We start from the raw sequence: 23295 nt of genomic DNA, 5'->3' as shown, positions 1-23295 counted from the left end.
TGCTGCGTCAAAGCTGCTCATAGATTTTCACGATGGGCAGCAGGTCGCGCTTGAGTGCCGCACGCTGCTGTGGCGTGGCTCGATGCAACCACTGCTCTTTCTGAATATTTGACCACCATGCGCAGAGACGATTGAGCGGCGGGATGTGATTGGGGATGCCACGATCGGCAGGATCAAGCTTCATGTCCGCCGGTTTCAGCAGCCTGCCCGCCGAAATGCTTTTGCGCAGGCGACGGGTGGAAACCACCGCCTTGCCGCTCCCTGCAATACGCAGCCAGAGCGATTGGCCGTCGTGTTCCAATTTCGCCACCACCTTGTGGTGTTCCCAGGAAAGGATTTCATGGCGCAAGGAATGTGGCACGCGCCTCGCCACATAGGCATAGGTGGCCAATGTGGTGTGGTCCAGTCCGGTGGCTTCAACGGCGGCAGCATAGTCGTCGGCAGACACACGGGCCGCCTTTTTGGCAGTCGGGCTGGCGAACTGTGTTTGACCATAAACCAGCCAGTCGCCGATGAGGAAGCCGATGCAGCGCGATGCCTCGTTGAGTCGTGGTGCCAGAGCGGCCCATTCGGCAAATGAGAGGGATGCATGCACGGCGAGGCCGGTGCGGGAGACGGTGAATTTGGGAGAGTCAGGTAGGGTGAGGCTCATGGCACGAGGTTCTGTTGGTTGAGTTCATCCATGCGGCGGCGACGGTAGCTCTGACGCGCCTTCGTGGAGCGCATGGCGCGGCTGGGGGCCAGGCCGAGAGTGTCGGTGAACTCCACACAGCGCTTACTGACCGCAGCGCGGGTGACGCCGTAACGACGGGCGATTTCCGTCATGGAATCCCCCATATAGGAAATGCCGGTGGCAACGGCGAGGCACTCGACGGAGAGCCGCACATTGTCCTGGCCAAGCAGTTCACCCACCAGTCGGCGCACGAAGTGCAGCACGTCTTCGTGGTCGGGATTGCCCTGATTCGACTCGACATCATCGGCAGGTTCATCGAATTCCTCAGGCTGGATGGAGCATTGGTGATTCTCCGCAGCATCACGAAAGCCGCTCCCGCTGGTGTCGGACATCTGAGGTTGATCAAGTCCCAATTCCGCGAGTTGCTGCCGCTCCTCAGGAGAAAGTGATGCCACCCAGGCGCGGTATTCACGCTGGTAGGTCGAGTCACTGCTGCGTTGCCGACGGGTATAATTCGTGTCGGCCCCATCCCCGCCATGTCGTGTGGACGCGGCTTTCACAATGCCACCTCCTTCGGTTGAATGGTGCTCAGCGATATGGTCTGACGCAGCAGCCAGGCTATCACGCGAGGAGGATCAAAGCGGACCAGGCGGCCAATGCGCACAAAAGGCAGTCCCTCATTCCTTAAATAGCCGACCTGCCGAAGGCTACAGCGGGTGAAACATGCCACGTCGCGTGCCGTCCAGAGATGGGGTGATAGAGGCTGCGATTGCGCCTGAGAGGGCCTGTCTGCCCCTGATTGCATGTGGTTGCTCATCCACGGGGTGCGATGTCAACCAACCGGGCATCTTCGTTGCGCAACGAAGATCACCAGGGCCGTCAAAACGGACTGACCACCGCGCCTTTGATCGGATAGCCGCTTTCGCCGTCAATCTTGGGCTGCTCTTCCAGCATCAGATAGCTGCCCGGGGGCTTCACATGCTCAAGGCGGCTCGGATCCCAGAAAAGATCCACCTTGGGATCAGCCCAAAGTAAAACCGGGAACCACAGGCCGTCATCCGAACGATAAAGCCCCACAATCCACTCCCCGGCAGGCGGCTCCCGAAACTGCGGAACGCGCGGGTCCAAGGAGCGGAAGCGCGGGCCAAAAGTTGCCATTTCGGAACCTGCTGTACGCGTTTTGATCGCCTGCGGGCCATCGGCGTTCGGGGATGTCGGATGGATGGGGCGTGCAGGCTCCTTGCCCAGCTCCGACAAGGGAATCACCCGGCGCACCGCCGGCTTTTCATACGAGGTTCTGTTCATAATCGTTGTTTTGTTCTATGAAGGCCACGTTCGAATAGCCCCGCTGGTTGCGCTCCGGCCCGGCGCTTTTGCGTTCCACGGATCCGAACATTTCCAGCATGCGGTTGTTCAGTTCCTTGCGTGCAGCCATTTCCGGCAGCGGATCCCATTTCTGGTCGCCGCAGTAATCTGCATAGGCCTTAAGCAGTTCATTCTTCTCAAGGCATTCACCGTCGCGACGCTCCACCCTGGCCAGCAGGAATCCTCGAATCGAGTCGGACATGCCGAGCAGGGCCTCGAGTCGCTGCGTTTGGGCCGCCGACAATTCACGTGCTCTGCCCGCCTTCGAGTCCGCGAGCACCTCGGAGGCTCCGACGATGGCCCAGTTGAGGATGCCCGGCCCTTCATGTTCGATGAGCCAGTTGTCCAGTTCACGGATGATGGGAGTGTTCCCGTCAGCTTTATGAAATTCGATGATCTGCAACCGCCGCCGCCATGCTTTCACATCTCCTGATAGCCGCACCGAAAGGCGGTTGTTGCAGGTGATGAGCACGTTGAAGTCGCCACGGATATTGAAGACCTCATTGCTATTTTTCCCCTCCGGGGTTAGCAGGTCATTGCCGACGATGCGCTTCAAGGTATGCGCGCCTTTGGTGCGCAGAAAGCCTGGATCAACGTCTGCGCCGTAAAGCAGCGAGCGCCCAATGTAGCGATAGAGCTCAAAACGCTCTTCAAGGTGTTCGGTTCGCAGTTCCTGGCAGTTGTGAACGCCGACAAGCTTCTGAATCACATTGGATGTAGTGCCCTTGCCCGTGCCGCCCTCACCATGGAGGATCAGCACAGTCTGCGTCAAGTTGCGGCCCAGCAGGCACTGTCCCGCATAGTATTGCAGCAGGCTGATGTCGTCTTCATCCAGGGCAGGCCGCAACACTTTGTCTAAAAACACCGGACAGCGCGCCTTCGGATCAAAGGCAATCGGCGAGGAGTTGCGGCTGAAGTGAGAGGGGCTGAACTCCTGCAACTCCATGGATTCATCACCGATGACGAGGAAGCCGTTGGCCGCATGAATTCCCAGCGGTGTTTGGGCAAAAACATCGGTCCTTTCGCAAATGCCCTTCAGATGGCCCACCACCGCCTTGGCAAAGCGCATGCTGGTCAACTCGAGGCAGTCTTCTCTGAACTCGGTCTCCTTGGTCACGGTCCGGCAGGTCAGTTGCTCCATGCTGGGTTCGCTCTCAGGCCGCCACAACCCGGTTTCCGAATGGTAGCGGAAGAACCGTTTTTCCGTGGGTTCATGCAGCAGTTCGCTCTGATGGGCCACCAAGCCTGCCCAGAATCGTTCATTGAGTCCGACCACCGCCCCCGTCTCGCCGTTGAGGACCACGGGGGCGCCAAAATCATCCATCACCGGATGCCAGTCTTCCTTGGGCACAAAGGCCGCAGCAGGTTTTTCCCGTGCACTCTTGGCAGCTTGTTTGAGTGTTCCTTGGTTGATGCCAAAGGCTCGCTTGCAAAGCCTCGCCAGTTCCCCTTGGGCGATTGGATTTAGACAGGATGCCATTCTACCAAGGCGCTGGAGCACCATGGCATGTTCCAGCCCTTCGGTTTCCTGCAAAATTGGCAGCGCTTCTTTGAAAAGCTCCACGGCCAGGAGATCGGCTTCCAGCTTGGCAGAGACTTCAATGGATCGCCCAGCCACATCCAGCCACCACCCCGAGAACGTGGCGGCACCCAGCCTTTCCCGGCAGTCATCCACACCCTTGGGCATTGACCACGGAATGCGGGGTAGGAGGATTGGAAGCGGAGCGATCAGCTTGGCCATCTTGATGGCAGCGTCGGCGAACTGGAAGTTCAGCGCCGTGTCTGTGTCGCCCAGGAACAGAATGCGCCGACACGGGTGGTCCTTGAGATGAGTGACCAGTCTCGGGCAAAGATTCCCCTCTTGCATGAAGCCATAGAACCCGCTGATACCAACGGCACGGAAACCGGCCTCACATAGCGAGATGGCCTTGAACTCGCCCTCGACGATCACGAGATCGGCTTGACCAAAAAGTTCTGGAAAGTCGGGGATGTAAGGATGCACGCCGCTTCCGGCCGCCTGGGTGTATTTGCGGTCGTTCAATGGCTGGTCGAGGCGCAGTCGGCCAAAGGGCCTGCCCTGAACATGGATGCCATAGGGGATGAAGAGGCCTGCATAGGACTGGCCGATGAGAGTCTTGGCTTCCTCTGGCGAAACCGGTCGAATGCCCAGTCGCTGCAAAGTGACCGTCCCAATGCCTGGGCGCATGGGGGTGGCGGCATCCTGGCTCACGACTTTTGCTTCCCAATTGGAGGATTGGTGACCGTGGACCCCGAGTCAGCCGTCGAGGATTGGTTTTTCGAGGGGACAATTCGCCGGTCGCGCAAATACGCCATCACTTCAAGGAAGTCGTACCGGATGGACACGCCAAGGTGGATATGCGGCAGGCCGGCTTTGCGCAGGTTCATCAAGTGGCGCACGCTGATGTGCAGATGCCGCGCCAGTTCATGCTCGGTCAGCCAGATGCCGGTGCGTTGGGGTGAATTGCCATTCATACCCGTGGTAGCCGTGTCAACCTGACCAGGCGCACGAACAGGCTTGGCATGAGAAAAACAGGTCTCTCAATATCCAGTCCCAGCTTCGGTTTCAAGATGCATCGAGCCCAGTCGAGTCCGATCTGGGGACGCTTGGGACACCTTTTTGGAAGTCCTTTAGCACATGCGAAAAAAACATGTAGCCCCCCCTCAACCAGCATGAAGAAAAGTTTTTTTGCCGTGCATAAAGAGTTTGGAAAAAGTGTCCCAAGTGTCCCCAGCCAAGAAAAAGCATGATCTGCTGAGATCGTGGCCTCTGGATTCAGCCAAAGCGGATGGGGGCAGTCCGGCAGGGCACCAATCCGGGAACGAATTCGACCTGTCATCATTGCCGACACTTCAGCTCCACGTGTTGACATGACCGTTGGTGGTAACCTCTCATGAGCACCCTTGCCACCACACGCTGCTACGTCTCGCTGAACCGCCTCGCTCAACTCACCGGCCACAGCCGCGTGACGCTCCTACTGCGCCTCAAGGATGGCAAGCTCCAGGCCGATGCCGCCATGGACATCGGTGGCGGCAAACTGCTGCCCCTGTTCTTCGCCGATAAAGCCACTCCATCCCAGGCTGCCGCAACCACGGCTGAGCATCCATTGCTGTAATCCATCTTTGCGCCACAACGCTAGCACTCATCGCTTCACACCATCGACCAGTCACACACACCATGCCGCCCTCACTCAACCTCCTGATCCAATCCTTGAAACTGCCCGCCCTCAGCAAAGCCCAGGTCATCGCCCTCAAATCCCTGCAAGACAGCTGGGAACGGCACTCGGAACGGATGGAGCAGTTGCGCCCGGAGCGTGCCATGCTCGATCAAAAGGCCGCATACGGGGCCTTCAAGGCTGATCCCTCCCCGGAAAACGAGCAACGCCTAGCCGTGCTCGCTGACGAACGCCTCACCACCAAACGCTACACACTGCTGAGCCAGGCCCACGCGGAGGTTAGGCACCAGATCATGGGGAAAGCGACCTCGATGCTTCGATCTCACCTTGAATCCATCCAGCACAGCTTGAGGACGGAGTTGCAGTCGCGGGAGGCTGCCGCTGAAGCCGAAGCGCGAAGCAAGCGCACCGACGAAGGTTGCCTCCAACTGCGTATGGCGGCTGAAGAACTGGCTCAATGGATCAAATTGTTCGATCAGGGGCTTGCGGGTGACGAAAACGGCTGGCTGGAAATGTTCTCGGATGTGCTGCAATGCCTCGGCGGCGAGGCAGCCTCAGCCAAGAAATCCACTGCATCGCGCCCTTCCAACCTTGTTGCGCAACAATGATGCACAACCATGACACTTGGGAACCTTCCGCTGCCGCCTCAGCACGCCTGCACCGTCGCTTATCACGGCTGATCATGATGCGTGCGCAACAGCCTTGCTCATCAGGGTTTAGCAGGCCTCATGGCCGTCCGCAGCGGCCTGCAACCTAACGGTGAGAGGAAGTGAGAAGGGGTCGGAAAATCAGAGGCAATGTCCCACATCAAGCCAGCGCGGGATGCTCGTTTGGTAAGCATTTACGTGCTGGTGCAAGCCGTTGGAGGGGTAAGTGTGCGCCTGCCTGCTTGAACGTGGGAAGGCTTCATGACGGCCTGGAGCTCGAAAAAAGTGGAAAGCACAAATTCGCGTTTGCATGGAATTTGCTTGGTGGGCCGCCTACCCAGGGACACAAGCGATCTCGGAAAGAGATTCCCTTTCATGGAACAGCCTCGGCATGCACCGAACCGACTGATAGTGCTAGCCGCGCTTCCTATCATAACCCATCATCATCACAAATGATGATGAGACCGACTTGGTCATTCAGTCAGCTCATCGCTGGAGCGCCGGAGTTTAAGACCATGAAGCCCTACATCCCCAAGGGGCTAAACATGAAGCATCTCGGTCTTTTCATGAACAAAACCTTCTCTGGCAGGCTCAATGCGGACAAGATCAAAGCGATCCGCGAGCGCTGGAAAGGAAAGCTCGTCATCAAAGGCATCGTCAATGCCGATGATGCCGAGAAGGCGATCCAACTCGGTGCGGATGGCATCATCGTGTCCAATCACGGTGGTCGCCAACTCGATGCCGGGCAGTCCACCATCAAGCCGCTGGCGGCGCTCGCGAAGGAGTTCGGCACACGCACCACGCTCATGATGGATAGCGGCATTCGCAGTGGCCCCGATGTGGCCTGCGCGCTAGCGAGTGGAGCCAAGTTCACCTTCATGGGCCGCTCCTTCATGTATGGCGTGGGTGCCCTCGGAGCACGCGGCGGCGATCACACCATGACGATGTTGAAGCGGCAGTTGCAGCAGGTCATGGAGCAGCTCGCCTGTGCTCGGGTGGTGGATTTTCCGAAGCATCTGGTGTATTGAGTTTCATCCTTCAGGGTGGAAATCTATGAGCAATGGCAAATGCAGGCAGTATTCGGGACAAAGAGCACCTGGGCGAATCCACTCGCCGCGAGGTGGTGCGTGCCGATGGGCGGGATCAGCGCTCTTGGCTTGTCGATGCTCCCATTTGCCCGCTGCTCAAGACGCATCACATCGCGCATGTAGGCCGCATGTGGGCCTCTGCGCCGTTCGAGGTCGTGCGTGCGGAGGCCTCGGGGACCTTTGCGTTGATTACTCTGGAAGGCGAGGGCGAGATTCTCATCGATGGCGAATGGAGGGCGGTTGCTCAGAACGAGATCTGCTTGTTGCCTGCCTTCGCGCCGACCGGCATTCGTGCGAAGAAGGGCGACGTGTGGCATTTCGCCTGGGTGCGCTACGAGGAGGCCAGGGAGACATCACCCATTCTGTCGTCCAACAGTCCGGTCATTCATCAAGGCATCGTCCAACCGCTCAGCCATGCCATCGCAGGACTCGCCGCTGAGGTGCAAAGGCAAGACTGCGAGCCTGCCACGCTGCATCACTGGGTGGAGCTGATTCATGGATTCGTCGCCCGCGCGGCACGTCCTTACCAAGGCGATGATCGGCTGTGGTGCGTGTGGCAGGCAGTCGAGCGCGACCTGACCCGCGACTGGGCTCTGGAAGGCTTGGCCAAGATCGCCCACGTGAGCCAGGAGCACTTGCGCCGATTGGCCCAGCAGCAGTTGGGCCGCAGCCCCATCCAGCACATCACCTACCTGCGAATGCGTCGGGCCGTCGCGCTGCTGACCAGCACCGGCGATAAGTTGGAGGTCATCGCCAACGTCGTTGGCTATGACAATCCCTTCACCTTCTCCAACGCCTTCAAGCGCTGGACCGGAAGACGGCCCTCGGCGTATCGCGATGGTAGGGGCTAGACGGTGATCAAATGCGCTTGTGGATTCGCGATATGGAGTTGGTGCAAGGTTCGCTCATCATTGGCCTACTACTTCCATAGCCCCGCATGAACCGTTCCCTCCATCTAGCACTCACCCTTCTCTTGCTCGCCTTCTCGATAGCCACCGGCATGGCCCATGAGGCGTCAAAGGCAGTGCCACTCTTTGATGGCAAGACACTCGACGGCTGGGACTTTGATCCCAAGCTCTGGCGCGTCGAGGCCGGCATGCTCACCGGCGGCTCCACCACCGAGACCATCAAAGAGAACGTCTTCATCAGCACCAAGCAGTCGTTCCACAACTTCGAGCTGAAACTCAAAATCAAAGTCAGCGGCGATCCCAAGACCGGCATGCTCAACAGCGGCATCCAGATCCGCAGCCAGCGCGTGGCCGGCGGCGCGCACATGACCGGTTACCAGATCGACTGCGGTGAAGGCTGGTTTGGCAAAATTTATGACGAGTCCCGACGCAACCAAGTCATCTGGGCTCCCTCCGCCGAACAACAGGCCGCACTCGACAAGGCCATCGACCTCTTCGGTTGGAATGAGTATCGCATCCGCGCCGAAGGCCCGCGCATCCAGACTTGGATCAACGGCGTGCTGTGCATCGACTACACCGAGCAGGATAAAAACATCGCCCTCGACGGCCACATCGCCCCGCAGGTGCATAGCGGCGGCATTTGCCTCGCGCAGGTCAAAGACGTCACCATCGAGGAACTCCCCGCCACGCCCGATGCACCGACCTGGGAGAAGCTCGGTGGCATCGAAGCCGCGCTACAACTCGCCGCCCCGCTAAAGAAGTCCGCCGGAGCAAACTACAACAACCTCGAAGGCACTGCTTTGACCGCAGAGGAGCAGTTGAAGCAATTTCATCTCCCGCCCGGCTACGAGATCGAACTCGTTGCAAAGGAGAGCGATGGCCTCGGCAAGTTCATCAGCGTTTACTTCGATCAGCGCGGGCGCATGTGGACCCAGACCGCGCTGGAGTATCCGGTCGATGCCAACGAAAACCCCGCCGCCGCCGAGGCCGTGTATGCCAACAAGGGCAAGGACAAGGTGCTGGTCTATCCGCGTGAATCGCTCAACGCAGCGCTGCCCGCTGGTGGACTTACCAGCCCGACCATCTTCGCCGATGGCCTCGCCATCCCGCTCGGCATCTTGCCCTGGGGCAATGGCGACACCTGCTACGTCCAGCACGGCCACGACTTGAAGTTGTTCAAAGACACCAACGGCGACGGCAAGGCCGACACCTTCGACATCGTGCTCACCGGCTTCGGCGTGCAAGACTCACATCTGTTTCCTCATCAGTTCACCCGCGCTCCCGGCGGCTGGATTTGGATGGCGCAAGGTCTCTTTAACAACAGCAAAGTCCACAAGCCCGGCAGCGATCAGGTCATAGATTGGCCCGGCTGCTCCATGGCACGCATCAGGCCCGACGGCTCGCAGTTCGAAGTGACGAGCGTAGGCCCGAACAACATTTGGGGCCTCGTGATCACTGGCGAAGGCGAAACCTTCATTCAGGAAGCGAACGACTACGGCTACCCCGTCATGCCCTTCCACGAGTATGCGTATTATCCCGGAGGCATGGAGAGCCACCGCAAAAGCTACCAGCCCGGGATGCCCCCGCAGACCGAGATCCGCATGGGCGGCACGGGCTTGAGCGGACTGGCGCTGGGCGAGGGCGCGTTCCGCAAACTCACCCCCAGCGTGAAGGACGACGGCCTGTGCATGTTCGTCGCCAACCCCATCATCTCGAAGATACAGACCATCGCCATGCATCGCGAGCCCAGCAGCGAGAAAGCCCCCAACGGCTGGCGCTTGGAGCAAGCAGAAGATTTAATCACCTGCGACGACCCCTTCTTCCGCCCCGTCGGCATGACCAATGGTCCCGACGGCTGCATCTACATCACCGACTGGTATAACAAGATCATCAGCCACAACGAAGTGCCCAGAGCGCACCCAGATCGTGACAAGACGCGTGGCCGCATCTGGCGTGTGAAGCCGAAGCAAAGTAGCCATCTCGCTCCGCGAGATGAGCAAGCGACGGTGAAGACCGATGACGCTGCTTCAAAGCCAAGCGCATCGCCAACGGGTGCTGGCGGTGATTCGAAATCAACTGCTTCGACGACGCACAATGCTCATCTCGCGGAGCGAGATGGCTACTTTCCAATCCCCGACTTCACCAAGCTGAGCACAGAGGCACTGCTCGCCCTGCTCGGCACTCAGCCCACGGCGCGGGCGCATATCGCTTGGCAGACGTTGGCGGATCGCTGGAACGACGCCAATGGGAATGGCGGAGCCCCTTTTGAGTATCAAACGCTTGTGCCAGAGCTTTGCCGTATTGCTGCGGCCGCTAATGCCCAGCCAGCCTCCCGAATTCAAGCGTTGTGGGCACTGCACTGTATGATCGACAATCACCAATCGCTTGCCGCAGAGAGCGTTTCTCCAGATCTTCTGTCTGACCCTATTTGGCAGACTAGACGGGAGGCGATTGCTGCGAGTGGGCGAATTACTCCGTCCTCTAATCCGTTCAGCTTTGGGTATCGATTCAAAACAGTGGTGCCAACCTTGATCAGTGATTTGTCATCCGAAGTGAGACGAGAACTGATCCAATCGGCGGGTTCGTCTTTTGCCAGATCCACGATGGCAAATGGTGGCGAAGGAGAAGCCACCGACGACATGATACTGCTGCTCGGTATGGCCAAACCCTCCCTCCCCGGCCCCACCACCCAAGCCTCGCACAACCCCAAGCAAGTCCCCACCGGACCAGCCTACGACCGCGAGTTCGAGCGCTATCTCGTGCGCCTGTTCCTAGAGCGACAGCCCGAAGCCGTCACCAAGTTCCTCGACACCGACGAAGCCGCGAAGCTCCCCGTTGAAGCACGCGTTCTCGCCTCCCTCGCCCTCGAACCCAAAGCAAGCGCCGCCCGCGTCGCCAAGCTCCTACCGCAACTCGACCGCGCCCCCAACGACGAAGAGCTGCTCCGCCTCGCCCAGTTCCCCGACGAAGCAGGCTGTGGCGATGCCTTGAAAGCCCTGCTCTCGAATACCAAATCCCGCGCAGCCGTTGCCAACAGCCTGCTCACTCAAAAGACCAAGCTCGATCCCACGAAGATCGCTCCTTTGTTAACAGAAGCTGGCAAAGCATTGCTCACCGGCGACGACAACCAGCGAGCCCTCGGCGTGAGTTTGATCGGCGCGTTTCAGCTCGCCGCGTTGGAGACCGACCTCCTCACCATGGTGAAAAACAACACCCACGCACTCCCCTCGCTGCAAGCCCTGCGGGAACTGCGCAGCGGTGCCACCGATGTCTTCGCCGACCTCGCCAAATCCTCCGACCCCACGCTCCGCGACGAAGCCCTCGCCGCCCTCGCCTCCTCGAAGAACCCCAACGCCGCCGAGCAACTCCTCGCACTCTACCCCAGCCTCAACACCGCCCAACAGCACGCCGCCTTGAACGCGCTCTCAGCATCGAAACCCGGTGCCACAGCCATCGTCGCCGCTCTCTCTAGCAAACGCATCCCCACCACCGACCTCGACGGCCCCACTGCCGAGCGCCTCAGCCTCGTCCTCGGCAAAGACGCAGAACTCGCCAAGCTCATGGCCAGCCTCGGCCACGTCTTCCACGACGTGCTCGCTTTTGATGGCAGTGACGACGCCTGGATCGACTCCCACATCACCCTCGACGGCCCCTTCACCGTCGAGGCCTGGGTGCGGCTCAGCGAAGGCATCAGCAACGAAGACGAACTCCTCGGCGTGCCCGGCGGCGTCGAGATGAACTTCTTCCTATCCAAGTTCCGCGTCTTCGCTGGCCCTCCGCTCAATAAAGACGTCCTCGTCGCCACCAAGCCTATTACACCCGACCTCTGGACCCACATCGCCGTCACCCGCGACGCCACCGGCAACCTCAAGCTCTACCAAAATGGCGAACTCGACGCCGTTTCCGCAGTCCCCGCGCCCACCAAGTGGGAGAACTGCCGCATCGGCTGGAGCGGCGCAGCCAAAGGCACCCAGGGCATGATGACCGAGTTCCGAGTCTGGAAAACCGAGCGCACCGCCGGCGACATCCGTGGTGCCTTTGATCGATCGGGTCAGACAGACTCGCTCGATCTTGTCAAAGGCCTGCAGAACGGCACCCGCATCGCCAAGACCACCGACTACCCGCCCATCCTCACCAACGACCAAGCCGAAGCCCTCGACAAGAAATTCACCCGCTACACCGCCCTCGCCCACAAGCCTGGCAACATCGCCAACGGCAAAGCCCTCTCCGCCCTCTGTCTCGCCTGCCACACCATCGGCAGCACCGGCGGACAGATCGGCCCCAACCTCAGCGGTGCCGGAGCCATGGGCCTCGAAGCCGTGCTGCGCAACATCCTCACCCCCAATGCCGCCATGGAGCCCGGCTACCGCATCTTCCGCCTCGAGCTGACCACCGGCGACATCGTTGACGCCTTCTACATCAGCGAGGACAAGCAAGCGTATGTCATCCGCCAGCCCGGCCAGCAAGACCGCCGCATCCCGAAACCCGAAGTGCGCAGCACCCGCTACATCCGCCGCTCTCTGATGCCCGAAGGCCTAATCGACGCCCTCAGCGAAACCCAGATCACCGACCTCATGAGCTACCTCATGACGCTGAAATGAGTCTCAAGCCCAGCGCAGAGAGTATTCCCGGCCTTCAGGCCGTCCGAACTCCCGCAGGCCGAGCGATGTGATACTTCAGGGCGCACTCCGCATGCAAAGCTGTGGCGGACTAAAGTCCGAGAATACTCTCCACAGCCGAGCGCATGGCCGCAGAGAGTATTCCCGGCCTTCAGGCCGTCCGAACTCCCGCAGGCCGAGCGATGTGATTCTTCAGGGCGCACTCCGCATACAAAGCTCTAGCGGGCTAAAGCCCGGGAATACTCTCCAAAGCCGAGCGCATGGCAGCTGAGAGTATTCCCGGCCTTCAGGCCGTCAGGGCGGAGGGTGAAAATCCAGTCATTGACCGCTGGGTAGGTTTGGATTCACCGCAGAGGTTTTGCAAGGGGCTCAGAGGGGCCAGGTTTGATGATCCGCAGACTCATTGGCACTCCGTTCGTTACGCCGTCGTAAAAGATGACGACGGTTACCTCCGCTTCACTTTCATCTGCGACAAGCAGTGCTTCGGCTTTTCCGGCTGCTGCGGGTAGCTCGCCTATCTTCGTGAGTTTACCGCCTGGACCGGCCCATTGATGGAGCGTGAAGCCCGATACGGATTCGTCATTGCCAGCGCGACCTGCGATGAGCAGGAAGCCATCTCGAATGGCGGCGATGTCTCGAATGCCAATCCCCTTCCCTATCGCGAGCTGATGGGTGCGATGCGTGGCAGTCTCGGCATTGGCGAATAGCTCGCTGGCTGGCACTTCGATGATGAATGCTTTTCCACCGAGATTGGGTGAGCGGAGGCCGAAGAAAAGTGTGCCGTCATGCTCGGCTAGGCCTTCGATGTCGAGTCCGCCTTCATCGGAGCTTTTGCCGATGGCGTCTTTTAGAAGCGGCTCGGACTTCAGGACGGGCAAAAGGGTCGTTACCGTGATGGATTCAGGCTTTATCTTGCCTAATGAGGGTTCAATTGGCAGACGGAAGACATGCTGGCGATCTGCCTGCACTTTTCCGGACTTCCGGGCGACGCCGTGTGAGCCGGTTGCATAATAACAGGCGCTTTCTTGTGCGGCGGTGATGGCTTCGAGATCAAACTCTTTGCCGTCACTAGCCAGCAAGTTCACTGGCTCGCCGATGATGATTTTCTCGTCCGGCAGGTTACAACGGAAGGGTTGAACGACTCTGGTTTCATCACTCACGAGCACTCCGCTGCCACCGACGTAACTAGCGGCGCCACTGATGTCTTTTGGATCTTGAACTGTGCCTTCGACACTCATGCTTGTGCCAGCACGGATCAACCAGCCCTCATCGGCATGAGATTGGAGGCTGAGTATGGCGAATAGCGTGACCAGCGCTCGCGATGCATTCATGGGGTATGCGTCCGGCTCAGCGCGCGCTCAAGGCGGATGCCAAGTGCTTTCTCCAAGGCCATGAGGGCATCTTGATAGGCGGATAGCGAGGTGAATCGGCTCAGCTCAAACTGCTGAGTGAGGTCGGCGAACTCTTGATCGATGCGCTTGGCTTTGGCGAGATCATCCACGTCGAGCGTGGCCATTTGGGCATCGTTCATGGACTTCTTCATATCAGCCTTCAGCTCGGCTAAATCCTTGTCTTGGCTGCTGAGCTGAGCCTCAGCAGCGGCGAGGCGCTTCACCGCTTGGCTGATCTCGGCGGCGATGAGGCGGCGCTGCAGCTCGATCTTTGTGCCGAGGGACTGCTGAGTGGCTTCAAAGACTTTGTGTTTCTTGTTAACGCCAATCCAATCCCACAGCGGGATCGACACACCGACGCGGCCAAACCACTCACCCCTCATGCCGCTGCGGCGCAGGCTCTCTACCTCGGTGTAGCCAAAATCCACGAAGGTGCTGAAGGGAATACGGCGTGCATTGACTTCAGCGAGTTCCGCCTGGGCGATGGCGAGCCGGGCTTGGTCCCCAAGGACATCACTGCGATATAACATGGCGATGCTGGTGAGGTATTCGACATCCAATGTGCTGGGGCTGTAAATCAGGCGAGTCTTGCTGGTGGTGTCGATGCGATTGGCATCGGTGAGGCCGCAATAGGCGGCTAGCTCTCCGCGCATGGTGGCGATGTTGTCTTCGAGGCTGCGGATGTCAGCCATGCAGCCATGCACCTTTGCCCGTGCTGCGGCGAGATCGAGGCCGAGCTTGGGTGTGTTGCGAGACTCTAGCCAATCACGATAGGCCTCATGGCCAGTCTTGCGGGCGTTTTGTGCCGTGAGCTTGCCTTGCAGGATGCCTAGCTCTTGGAAGGTCTTGCGCACGGTTCTCACCACGGTGTCTTCTCCGGCGTAATATTCGGCTTCAGCGAGGCTGATCTCGGCTGCGGCTCGCTGGATGCGGGCCTTGCGCTCCCAGGGATGCGGCAGCTTTAGACGCAGCATGATGCCTAGAGCATTGTCACGGCCACTAACGTCAGGATGCAGGATCTCACGGCGTGTGGTGCCGACGAGTCTGCGTTTTTCTCTCTCCTGTTTTGTCCCCTCTGTATTCGTCGGCGTGGTGCCTTTTAGTTCGGCCTCACTGAAGCGGGATGAGGAGGTGCTGCTATTGGTCTCGTAGACACGCTCAACGATGACATCCTTGGTAGCTCCAGGTGTGACCTCACGCTCGATCACACGGGTGCGGTTTTTGTTGGTGAGGCTAGTCTCAGCGCCGGTGGACGTCTTGGCGGTCCCCACGCCGCCCGCGCCTATGGATAGACTGCTCTCGCCGGTGATTGTGGTGGCAGTCTCGCTGGTGCTGCTCCGAAGGGTCTCATACTCCGTGTAGGGGTCATCAATGCGATCATCCCTATCTTGTGCGTAGCTCAAGCGCAGCTCGGGGTTCTCTAGATCACGCGCGGCTCGTTTGAGCGCGGTAGCCGTAGCGATGGCTCCACGGAGCTTTTCCAAATCTGGCCGCTGCGAGATGGCCATGAGGATCAATTCACGCTCGCTCAATTTTCCACTCGCAGGCACCATGGCGGCGATGGACTCGGCAGAAGGAATAGCCGCTGATGGGCGAGCAGGTGCCGCTGGTGTGGCAGCGAATGCCGAGGCGCTGAAGAGTAAGGATAGAGCTAGGGAGCCACGCATAAGGTAGTCAAAGAGTGGGCTTGTTCCCTGAGGAAGGGCGAATGACGATACTGACCAGCTCGCCGGGTCGCAGTTTCAGATTCGGCGGTAGTGAGACCAGAACGGGCAAGCCCACCTCTGGTGTTGTCGCTGGATGCAGGGCTGGATTGAGGATTGGCTCAAAATGAGCGCCCACGCGTGTCACCGTCGCTACTCCCTGCGAACGCTCACGGTTATGCGAACGCACTTCCGCTTCCATGCCTACGATGGGATCCAGTGGGAGTGGCTGACGCAGGTAGCCGATGATGCTCTGCGGCTGGGTGGAGGTGATGACGACGAGGTTGTCGCCAGCGGTGACGTTTTCGCCGGTGCGCTTCAGGACCTCGGTGACCATGCCGTCGGCGGGTGTACGGAGGGTGATGGTGTCTTGATTGCTGCTGAAGGTGGAAAGGCGCTCTTCGAGGGTGGCCACCTCCTCTTTGAAGCGTTCGTTTTGGGTGGGGGGTAACTGGATGCCGCTGGCTTCGAGGGCTTTGATACGAAGCCCGAGGCTTTCGACCAAGGAGCGGCGCTCGGTGAGTTCGGCGTCGGCGGTGGTTTTGGCGAGATCGGCGTCTTGCAGGTAGCGCTGGGAGTTGGCGGGCTCGGTGACCATGCTTTTGGCGAGTTCGAGTTCGAGGGTGGCTCGTTTGGCTTTGCCTTCGGCGATGGCAAGGTTCACTTTTTCCATGAGCCAGTCCACGCGGAGGCGTTCGAAGTCGAGAATCTCGCGGCGCTGAGTTGCGGTGACATCCTGGGTGGAGTCGCCCATGCCGGCTTCGAGGCGGAGCAGGGTGAGTTTGCTCTGGATGAAGTCCAAGGCCTCGCGGGTGTCGGTGGGACGCAATTCGGCGATGATGTCACCTGCTTTGACCATTTGTAGGCGCTGCGGGTGCATGCGCAGCACGGAGGCGGCGACGGAGCTGGTCACGCTGGTTTTGACGGAGGTGACCTCGCCGATGAGCATGGCGGGAGAGACGGCGTCACGCCAGAGCATGGCTGCTAAGAATACAGCAGCGCCAAAGACCAGCAGTGGGACGACTTTGGACTGAAACTGGTGCCTTCGCCGTTTGAATGAAACGGGGATGGGTTTGAGGGTTTGGCTCATAGTTCGGATTCGTTTTCAGCGGGGATGGAGTGCACGCGTTCGACGCCAGGCAGCTCGCGGAGTTCATGGATGAGTTCTTCAGCCCGAGCGGGATCACGCAGCATGACGCGGTAGGACATGTCGGTGCCGCCTGAGCGGGAGCCGTTTTGCGCGGCGCAGGTGGTGAGCAGGCTATGACGAGCGAGGAGCTTGGACAGCACGTCGAGTTCATCGAGCGGGCGCTTCCAGTTCAGATTCACGATGTAGTCGAAGTTTTGGCGTGTGCCAAAGGCGGTGCCCCAGAGGTAGAGGAAAATGGCAGAAACGACGACGCAGCCGACGATGGCGGTGGTGAAGCGCTGGGTGCCGGCGGCCATGCCAAGGACGATGACAGCGAGGAGGAAGCTGGTGTCCAAGGTGTCACGCAGCACATTGCGGAAGCGCACGATGGCGAGCACGGCCATGAGTCCGAAGGCGGTGACGAGGCTGTTGGAGAGCACCATGAGCACCAGGGAAACGATGACCGGCATGATGACGAGCGCTTTGACAAAGGAACGCGAGTAGGACAGGCCGGTGTGCGTCCAGGTGTAGAGCCAAGCAATCAGATGACCGCATAAAAACGAGATCAGCAGTGACAGCGTGACGATGCGGTAATCTATGGGTCTGGCGGCGAAGTCGCCTTGGAGCAGTTGGTCAAGCATGGATCAGACTTTGGGAAATGGGGGTTTCGAACTCGGAGGAGGTTCGGTTTTCGTCGGCGCACTGGAGGGAGGGAAGCTGGAAGCATTCGTTGCGTGGTCCATGGAGACACTGCTCGCCTATAAGCCGAATGCCTCCGGCGTATTTGGGGCCGCCAGATTGTTTGAGATTAAAGAGGCGCACCATCTCGAACATCCAGTCCGGCGCACGATCGGTGAACTTCAGCTCCAACACGGTGCTCTGGCCAAAGACATAAACAGGCTCGGCCATGGCGGTGGCGAGATTCAGATCAAATTGGGCCTCGGCTCTGACGTTGCGGTCGATGGTGACTCGCACGGCGCTGCCATCACGGCTGACCCAGGCTTCACGTTCATACCCGACATGCACTCGAGGGGTCGCATTGATGAGATACATGTGATGGCAAAAGGCGTCATGGGCTTCACGGTCCTTGTCCCGAACGTAAGAGGTGTCTCCGGCTAAAGCCTCCATCACAGCATGGCGTGGCAACATGCAGCGCTTCTTTTGGATGACTTCTTTGTGCCGGCGCTTGAGTTCCAAGAAGGCCACGGACTCTGGATTGTCGTCATAGAACCTCACTCGCAGTTTGAAGCGGTTTCTGTCTCCCTGGATGCCTGCGTGGTAGGTGTGCAGACTGTCTGAGTCCAAGTAGACGCTGTGGATGGAGTAGGAGCACTCGGGATTCTTGTCCGAGTAAGGGTCGAGCTCCATGTGCACGGCGATGAACGCATCAATGGCGGCAGTGATGGAGTCTGGGATGATGTATTTGAGTTCGAATCGTTGAGCCAGCATGGCGGGAATCCAAGGGGTGGTTCAGTGGTGTTGGTTTAGGGAGAAGTGACTTTGAGCCGCATCATGCGGCGGGCTTGAGGTGCGCTGTTGATCGACACGCTGTCGCCGACTTTGAGGGTGGTGATGCTGCTAGCGGTGCTTTGCACGATGCGCGAGGTGCCGCCGCCGAGCCAGGTCCAGGCGCCGGTGCTGACTTTGGACGCGACGTCGGTCCAGGTGGTGAGGTTGTCGCTCACTTGCACGATGAGGGTGATGGCGGAGCGGCTGGGAGATGGGATGCGGAAGGTGATGGCAAAGCGGTCGGTCAGCAGCGAGTCGGAGTCAGCCATCAAGCCGGTGGGGAGTGCGCCGATGCCCTGGGCATTGCTGGCGTCGGTGGGCACCGTGTTGAGGGCAAATTCGAGCAGGTTGACGATGCCGTCGCCATCAGCGTCAAAGGTGTCGGCGGCGTTGCCGGTGTTGTTGGACTCACCGAAGTAGGTTTGCCGCCAGGTGGAGATCTCAGACGGGCTAGCGCCAGTGCCGGTGATGGGGAAGGTATGCGTGGTGGTCATGCCTTCGATGACGATGGTGACAACGACGCTGGCGTTTTTCACGCCTGCACTGGTGGGTGAAAAGCGGATGCTGAGGGTGCTGGTGCCATTGGCGCTGAGTTGAGTGGTGGGCTGGGCGGTGATGGCGTAGCTGGCGGCATCAGCACCAGTGATGGCGGCGGAGAGGCTGTCGCTGCGGGAGAGCGATGCATTGGTGATGGTGAAACTTTGCGTGGTTTGCCCGCTGATGGCGGTGGAGCCGAAATCATGCGCGGTGGCGCTGTTGTCGGGAATATTGGCCACGGGTGTTTGAGAGGCCACGGTGAGTGTGGGGGCGGCTAGACGCACGCGGTAGGCGAGGACCATGCTGTCCATGGCGATGTCGGCGTTGTAGGTGGTGAGCGAGCCGGAGCTGTTCATGGCTTTGCCGCCGAAGGTGCTGAAGTTGTTGTCGTTGCCGATGAAGAGGAAGAAGTCGTGCGGGTTGGCGGCGTCGCCGACGGGGACGAGGCCGAGCGCTTCCCATTTGTCGCTGAGGGTGTTGGTGGTGCCGTGGCCGCCATTGAGATTGAGGCCAAATTTGGCGACCTCTGTGGTGAAGGTGCCGAGGCCGCCGACGAGGTTCAGCGCCTGAGTCCACGAGACGGGAGTGATGGTGCCGTTAAGCGTGCCTATGGGGGCGGCGGCTCCGTCTTCGGCGTCGTAGGCCGCGCCGAGGTTGGTGGCGCTGCTGAGGTCGGCGAGCAGGATGGATTTAAAAACCGGCGAGGCAGAGCCAGCGGAGCCGCGTCCGTTGCCATCGCGGGACAGCACGAGCAGGGAGCTATTGGTGAGGGCGACGATGGCGCTCTGGCCGCCGGTGCGGGTGACGGTGGTGCCGTTGGTGGTGGAGCCGGTGTCATCGATGCGTGGCAGTTGCAGGATGTATTGGGCGATGGGAGCGGTCGGCGTGTCGGTGGTGCTGATGTCATAGACCAGCACGCGTGTGTTGAAGCGGCCTTCATTGCCGCTGTCGCTCTCCTGGATGGTAGCGCTCTGCATCATGGCAAAGAGGCGCGTGCCATCGGGGCTTTGTGCGAGGCCTTCGAGGCCTTGATTGTCGCGGCGACCGGAGCTGGGAGAGGTGGTGGCGAAATCGGTCACGCCAGGGGCGGAGCGTGGCACGAGTGCCTCGGGCACGCCGACACGACCGACGAGCTGTTTGCTGCTGTCGAAGCGATAAACGCCGGGGCGGAACTCATCGCTGATCCAACCGGTGCCGGTCTTGCCTGCACGCTTATCGAGCACGAGGCCTTCGCCGGTGAAGCAGAGGCGATTGGCGAAGCTGCCGTCACTCTGCACGGCGCTGGATGAATAAACAGGCACCGACATGCCGAACTGCGTGCCGACGCCGGTCGGAGTCAGGCCGGTGGTGAAAATGGCGGGCGTGCCGTTGTTGCTATCGTGATCAAAGGTAAAGCGAGTGGAGCTGCCGAAGGTCATCGCAATTTGGTTCTGCGCCGTGATCGCGGTGCTGCCGGTGTAGGGCGTGAAGGTGAAGGAGAAGGTGTTGATGCGAGCGGCGAAGTTTGGATCGATGCTGGGGCTGCGGTAACCGCCATCAGGCATGAAGTGGAAGCTGCCGCTGAAGCTGCCGTTGCCGTTGTTGGTGAAGCCGGTGATCTGGAGGTCGGAGATGCTGCCGATGGTCTCGCCCGTGACGGGATCGAGCTGGCTGGCGGGCACACGGCCCACACCTTGCAGGCCGAGATTCACCATCTTGAGTTTGCTGCCGAGCGTGACGCCTGCGCTGGTCCACACATCACGATTGGGATTGAGCACGTCGCGGTTTGAGCTGGTGTAGATAGCCGAGCCGATGAGCGAGAACGAGGCGGTGGAGAACGGCAGCAAGTCCGTGCCTAGCCCGCCGGAAACGTCGGTGATCTGCGACCAGTTCGCTACGCTGGCGGTGTTGCCGATCAGGCTGAGATAGCTGGCATAAGTGGCCTGACCACTGCGCTGGCCGACATAGGCCGCGCCGTCCACGCTGTCGGTAAGTTTCACGGCGGTGCTGCCGAGGGTGAGGCCGGTGCCGGTGACGACGAAGGCGGGATCCATGGAGATCGCAGCGAGGAAGCCTTCGGGTGCGCGAGTGCCGCCATTGAAGGCATAAAGCGACTCCGCTGTGGTGCCGAGGCCGGGCGTGCCATCGCTAAACACGATGGTGCCGCGTGAGGTCGAGGCGGTGGGTTTGTCGCCGATGTTGCTGATGACGACCACGCTGCCTTCGGCGATGCCACCTGCGGGCGGCATCCAGACGAATTCGCTTTCGAGGAAGTCGGTGAAGGCGGTGCCATTCCACTCGTTGTCGGAGAAATGGATAACCGCATTGTCGGGGATGTTTGTGAGAGCGACAAAGGCGAGGTCATCGAGGCCATCCGCATTGAAACCGATGAAGGCAATGGCTCCCGCTGCGAGCGGCGGTGCGCTGCGGAACACATTCACGGCATAAGTTTTCAACGTGGTGCCATCCTGAGCGGTGACGGCGATGGCGATGGCGTTTGCACCTTCAGCGAGAGTGATGGGCGCACTGGTGGCTCCGCTGGCGAGGGCTGTGCCATTCACGCTGAGGTTGGCGAGGTGCATGGCCAAAGTGGGAGTGACTGTCATGCTGGTGACCGTGCTGGCGACGAAGGTAATGTAGCTGGTGTCCGCTGGATCGAAGTTCGGCTGCAGCAACTGCGAGCCAACCGTGAGCAGGCTGAGGTTCGCATTCGAGGACGCTGCCACGGTGACGAGCGCGGCGGTGCTATCTGCGGTGCCTTGCGTGTTCGTAGCGCGGACCCAGTAGGTGGCATTCACGAACAAAGCGGGCGTGGTGAAGCTCGCACTCGTGGCACCAGCGATGAGGTTTGAAGTGTTTCCACTCGGCCCCTGATACCACTGATAAGTCGGCACCGGGCTGCCAGCGGCGAGGACGGTGAGCGTGGTGGTGGCACCATTGGCGATGCTCACGTTGGCCGGATGCGTGGTGAAGCTCGGCGGTGTGTTCGGCATGGTGACGGCTGTCACGGCGGTGCTGGTGTTGCCGTTGTTTGACTCAGAGGTCTCGGTGATCGCACTGCTCGGATCCATGGTCACGGAGTCGACTGCGGCGGTGTAAGTGGCTGCCGTAGCGGTGGAGACGGTCACGCTGAGCGTGGCTACGGCACCAGGCGCTAGCGCTCCGCCAGTGAAATTCACGATGCCAGCCGAGTGCGCTGGGCTGAAGCTGCTCGTGCCGCTGCCAGTCACATAGTTCAGGCCAGCGGGGATGGTGAAACGTGCTGCCACGCTGTTGGCGGTAGCCGTGCCGCTGTTGGCGACGGTGATCGTGTAGCTGAAGTTGGTGCCGGTGGAGGCATTCGCTGGCGCCGTGATGCCAGTGACGATGAGATCGGGCAAAATGGCCTGTGGAGCCAGTGCCACGCCACGGAAGGCGGTGTTTGTTGCCGCGGTGGCGATCAGCGTGGGGGTGCCAGTGATGTTTGCTGTGGGGCCACCTGCGTCCACGAGTGACACGAGTTCACCTCCGCCCGCTGCGGCACCGCCCCCTTTGCGAGTGAGGTAAAGCGTGACGGTGCTGCCCAACGCAAAGCCTGTGATGCCACGATACGTATCCGTGGCCACGCCCGTGATGCCGCGTGAGGTCCACGTTCCACCCGTCAGCGAATATTTGATGATGCCACCCGTGGTGGTTCCATCATCGGCCACATAGACCGTGTCCACGCCTGCCACACCGCTATCTAGATCGAAGTAAGCGAAGCCCTTGGGGTTCGCGCCGCTGGTGGGATAGCCCGTGATGCTGACGATGGTCTGGCCGGCGGCGGTCGGCACTCCCGCACCGACTTGGCCCATGCGGATCGCGCCTGCGCTGCTGGCCACATAGAGCTGACTGCCAAAGATGCCGAGCTGCCGGATGTCAGTGATCGTGGTGCTGAGCTGCGTGGAAGTGGTGCCACCCAAGCTGCTCACATACCGCACGCCACTCGTCGCGCCGCCGCTGGTCCAAAAGGCCGTGCCATTGATGGAGGCCGCACCGCGCTGGTTATCGGCAAAGGCTGCATCCGCGATGGCCGTGGTGGTGTCCACGGTTGCGGATGCGTCCACACGGCCAATCACGCGGTTCACCGTGCTGGCGGCGGTGCTGGTCAAACTCGTGAACGGAGCCGCCGCATCGTAGCCCGTCGCGATCACGTATCGCCCATCCACGGAGCGAGTGAGAATGCCATCGCCCGAGGCCGTGCCCGACGCGATGAGCCGCTTGTTGGCCCCGCTGATGGACGTAGGCATCGCCACGGACTGCACAAGTGTGCCGCCCGGCGTGTATTCATCCAGGAACACGGGGTTGCCCGTGTTCAGCAACGTGGGAGCACCACCCGCGCCGACGCGATAAACCACGACATTGCCAGGCGTAAACGGAGCCGCCGAGGCGAGCCACGGAAGCATGGCTAATTCTGCTTTGTTAGGAGGTTGAAGCCTTCGCCGGAGCAACTTTTTCCCGTTTGCGTTGGCGTTTGAGGGCGTTGGCTGCCGCACGACGACGTTTCTCGTGGCGACGCTCGATGCGCTCGATCA

At 60.2% G+C, this 23295-nt stretch carries 16 protein-coding genes; 5 read left to right on the top strand and 11 right to left on the bottom strand.

Annotated elements, in window-relative coordinates:
* Nucleotides 1-7 precede the first annotated feature (7 nt).
* The 5 genes from ACKVY0_RS05300 to ACKVY0_RS05280 all read right to left on the bottom strand — a co-directional run bounded on the left by ACKVY0_RS05300 (nt 8) and on the right by ACKVY0_RS05280 (nt 4531).
* Nucleotides 8-652, bottom strand: coding sequence for a hypothetical protein (locus tag ACKVY0_RS05300; RefSeq protein ID WP_409213748.1), 645 nt, complete (start codon nt 650-652; stop codon nt 8-10).
* The gene (locus ACKVY0_RS05295) at nt 649-1233 is read right to left on the bottom strand and encodes a hypothetical protein (protein ID WP_409213747.1); all 585 of its coding nucleotides are present in this window, start codon (nt 1231-1233) and stop codon (nt 649-651) included. The genes ACKVY0_RS05300 and ACKVY0_RS05295 overlap by 4 nt, the downstream gene beginning before the upstream one ends.
* A gap of 319 nt (nt 1234-1552) precedes the next feature.
* Nucleotides 1553-1978: a hypothetical protein gene (locus ACKVY0_RS05290; RefSeq protein WP_409213746.1), complete on the bottom strand. Its 426-nt coding sequence runs from the start codon at nt 1976-1978 to the stop codon at nt 1553-1555.
* Nucleotides 1959-4244 (bottom strand): DUF3854 domain-containing protein, encoded by a 2286-nt coding sequence (locus tag ACKVY0_RS05285; RefSeq protein WP_409213745.1) that lies wholly within the window; start codon nt 4242-4244, stop codon nt 1959-1961. The genes ACKVY0_RS05290 and ACKVY0_RS05285 overlap by 20 nt, the downstream gene beginning before the upstream one ends.
* Before the next feature lie 20 nt (nt 4245-4264).
* Nucleotides 4265-4531 carry a helix-turn-helix domain-containing protein gene (locus ACKVY0_RS05280; protein ID WP_409213744.1) on the bottom strand — a complete coding sequence of 89 codons (267 nt, stop codon included), beginning with the start codon at nt 4529-4531 and terminating at the stop codon, nt 4265-4267.
* A 419-nt stretch (nt 4532-4950) separates the two neighbouring features.
* Between ACKVY0_RS05280 and ACKVY0_RS05275 the strand changes: the two genes are divergently transcribed.
* The 5 genes from ACKVY0_RS05275 to ACKVY0_RS05255 all read left to right on the top strand — a co-directional run bounded on the left by ACKVY0_RS05275 (nt 4951) and on the right by ACKVY0_RS05255 (nt 12476).
* A complete protein-coding gene (locus ACKVY0_RS05275) occupies nt 4951-5172 on the top strand; it encodes a hypothetical protein (RefSeq protein ID WP_409213743.1) in 222 nt (73 codons plus the stop codon).
* A gap of 62 nt (nt 5173-5234) precedes the next feature.
* Entirely contained in the window at nt 5235-5840 is a 606-nt protein-coding gene (locus tag ACKVY0_RS05270) for a hypothetical protein (RefSeq protein WP_409213742.1), read from the top strand.
* A gap of 491 nt (nt 5841-6331) precedes the next feature.
* Complete coding sequence (locus ACKVY0_RS05265; protein WP_409213741.1) at nt 6332-6907, top strand: alpha-hydroxy-acid oxidizing protein; 576 nt, start codon at nt 6332-6334, stop codon at nt 6905-6907.
* A gap of 32 nt (nt 6908-6939) precedes the next feature.
* Nucleotides 6940-7818, top strand: a complete 879-nt coding sequence (locus ACKVY0_RS05260) for a helix-turn-helix transcriptional regulator (RefSeq protein WP_409213740.1) — start codon at nt 6940-6942, stop codon at nt 7816-7818.
* An 86-nt stretch (nt 7819-7904) separates the two neighbouring features.
* On the top strand, nt 7905-12476 hold the full coding sequence (locus ACKVY0_RS05255; RefSeq protein WP_409213739.1) for a PVC-type heme-binding CxxCH protein: 4572 nt from the start codon (nt 7905-7907) through the stop codon (nt 12474-12476).
* Nucleotides 12477-12838: 362 nt separating this feature from the next.
* On the opposite strand, the gene ACKVY0_RS05250 is transcribed toward ACKVY0_RS05255, so the two are convergent.
* From ACKVY0_RS05250 to ACKVY0_RS05225, 6 genes are all read right to left on the bottom strand, one after another.
* Complete coding sequence (locus ACKVY0_RS05250) at nt 12839-13825, bottom strand: DUF3616 domain-containing protein (RefSeq protein WP_409213738.1); 987 nt, start codon at nt 13823-13825, stop codon at nt 12839-12841.
* A complete protein-coding gene (locus ACKVY0_RS05245) occupies nt 13822-15552 on the bottom strand; it encodes a TolC family protein (protein ID WP_409213737.1) in 1731 nt (576 codons plus the stop codon). The genes ACKVY0_RS05250 and ACKVY0_RS05245 overlap by 4 nt, the downstream gene beginning before the upstream one ends.
* A gap of 7 nt (nt 15553-15559) precedes the next feature.
* Complete coding sequence (locus ACKVY0_RS05240) at nt 15560-16567, bottom strand: HlyD family secretion protein (protein WP_409213736.1); 1008 nt, start codon at nt 16565-16567, stop codon at nt 15560-15562.
* Nucleotides 16568-16674: 107 nt separating this feature from the next.
* The gene (locus ACKVY0_RS05235) at nt 16675-17358 is read right to left on the bottom strand and encodes a DUF4956 domain-containing protein (RefSeq protein WP_409213734.1); all 684 of its coding nucleotides are present in this window, start codon (nt 17356-17358) and stop codon (nt 16675-16677) included.
* Complete coding sequence (locus ACKVY0_RS05230) at nt 17351-18166, bottom strand: VTC domain-containing protein (protein WP_409213733.1); 816 nt, start codon at nt 18164-18166, stop codon at nt 17351-17353. The genes ACKVY0_RS05235 and ACKVY0_RS05230 overlap by 8 nt, the downstream gene beginning before the upstream one ends.
* Before the next feature lie 35 nt (nt 18167-18201).
* Entirely contained in the window at nt 18202-23166 is a 4965-nt protein-coding gene (locus ACKVY0_RS05225; RefSeq protein WP_409213732.1) for an esterase-like activity of phytase family protein, read from the bottom strand.
* Nucleotides 23167-23295: the final 129 nt, after the last annotated feature.

Source organism: Prosthecobacter sp. (assembly GCF_046154365.1).
Lineage (GTDB): Bacteria > Verrucomicrobiota > Verrucomicrobiia > Verrucomicrobiales > Verrucomicrobiaceae > Prosthecobacter.
This window is presented reverse-complemented; position numbering and strand designations above follow the sequence as displayed.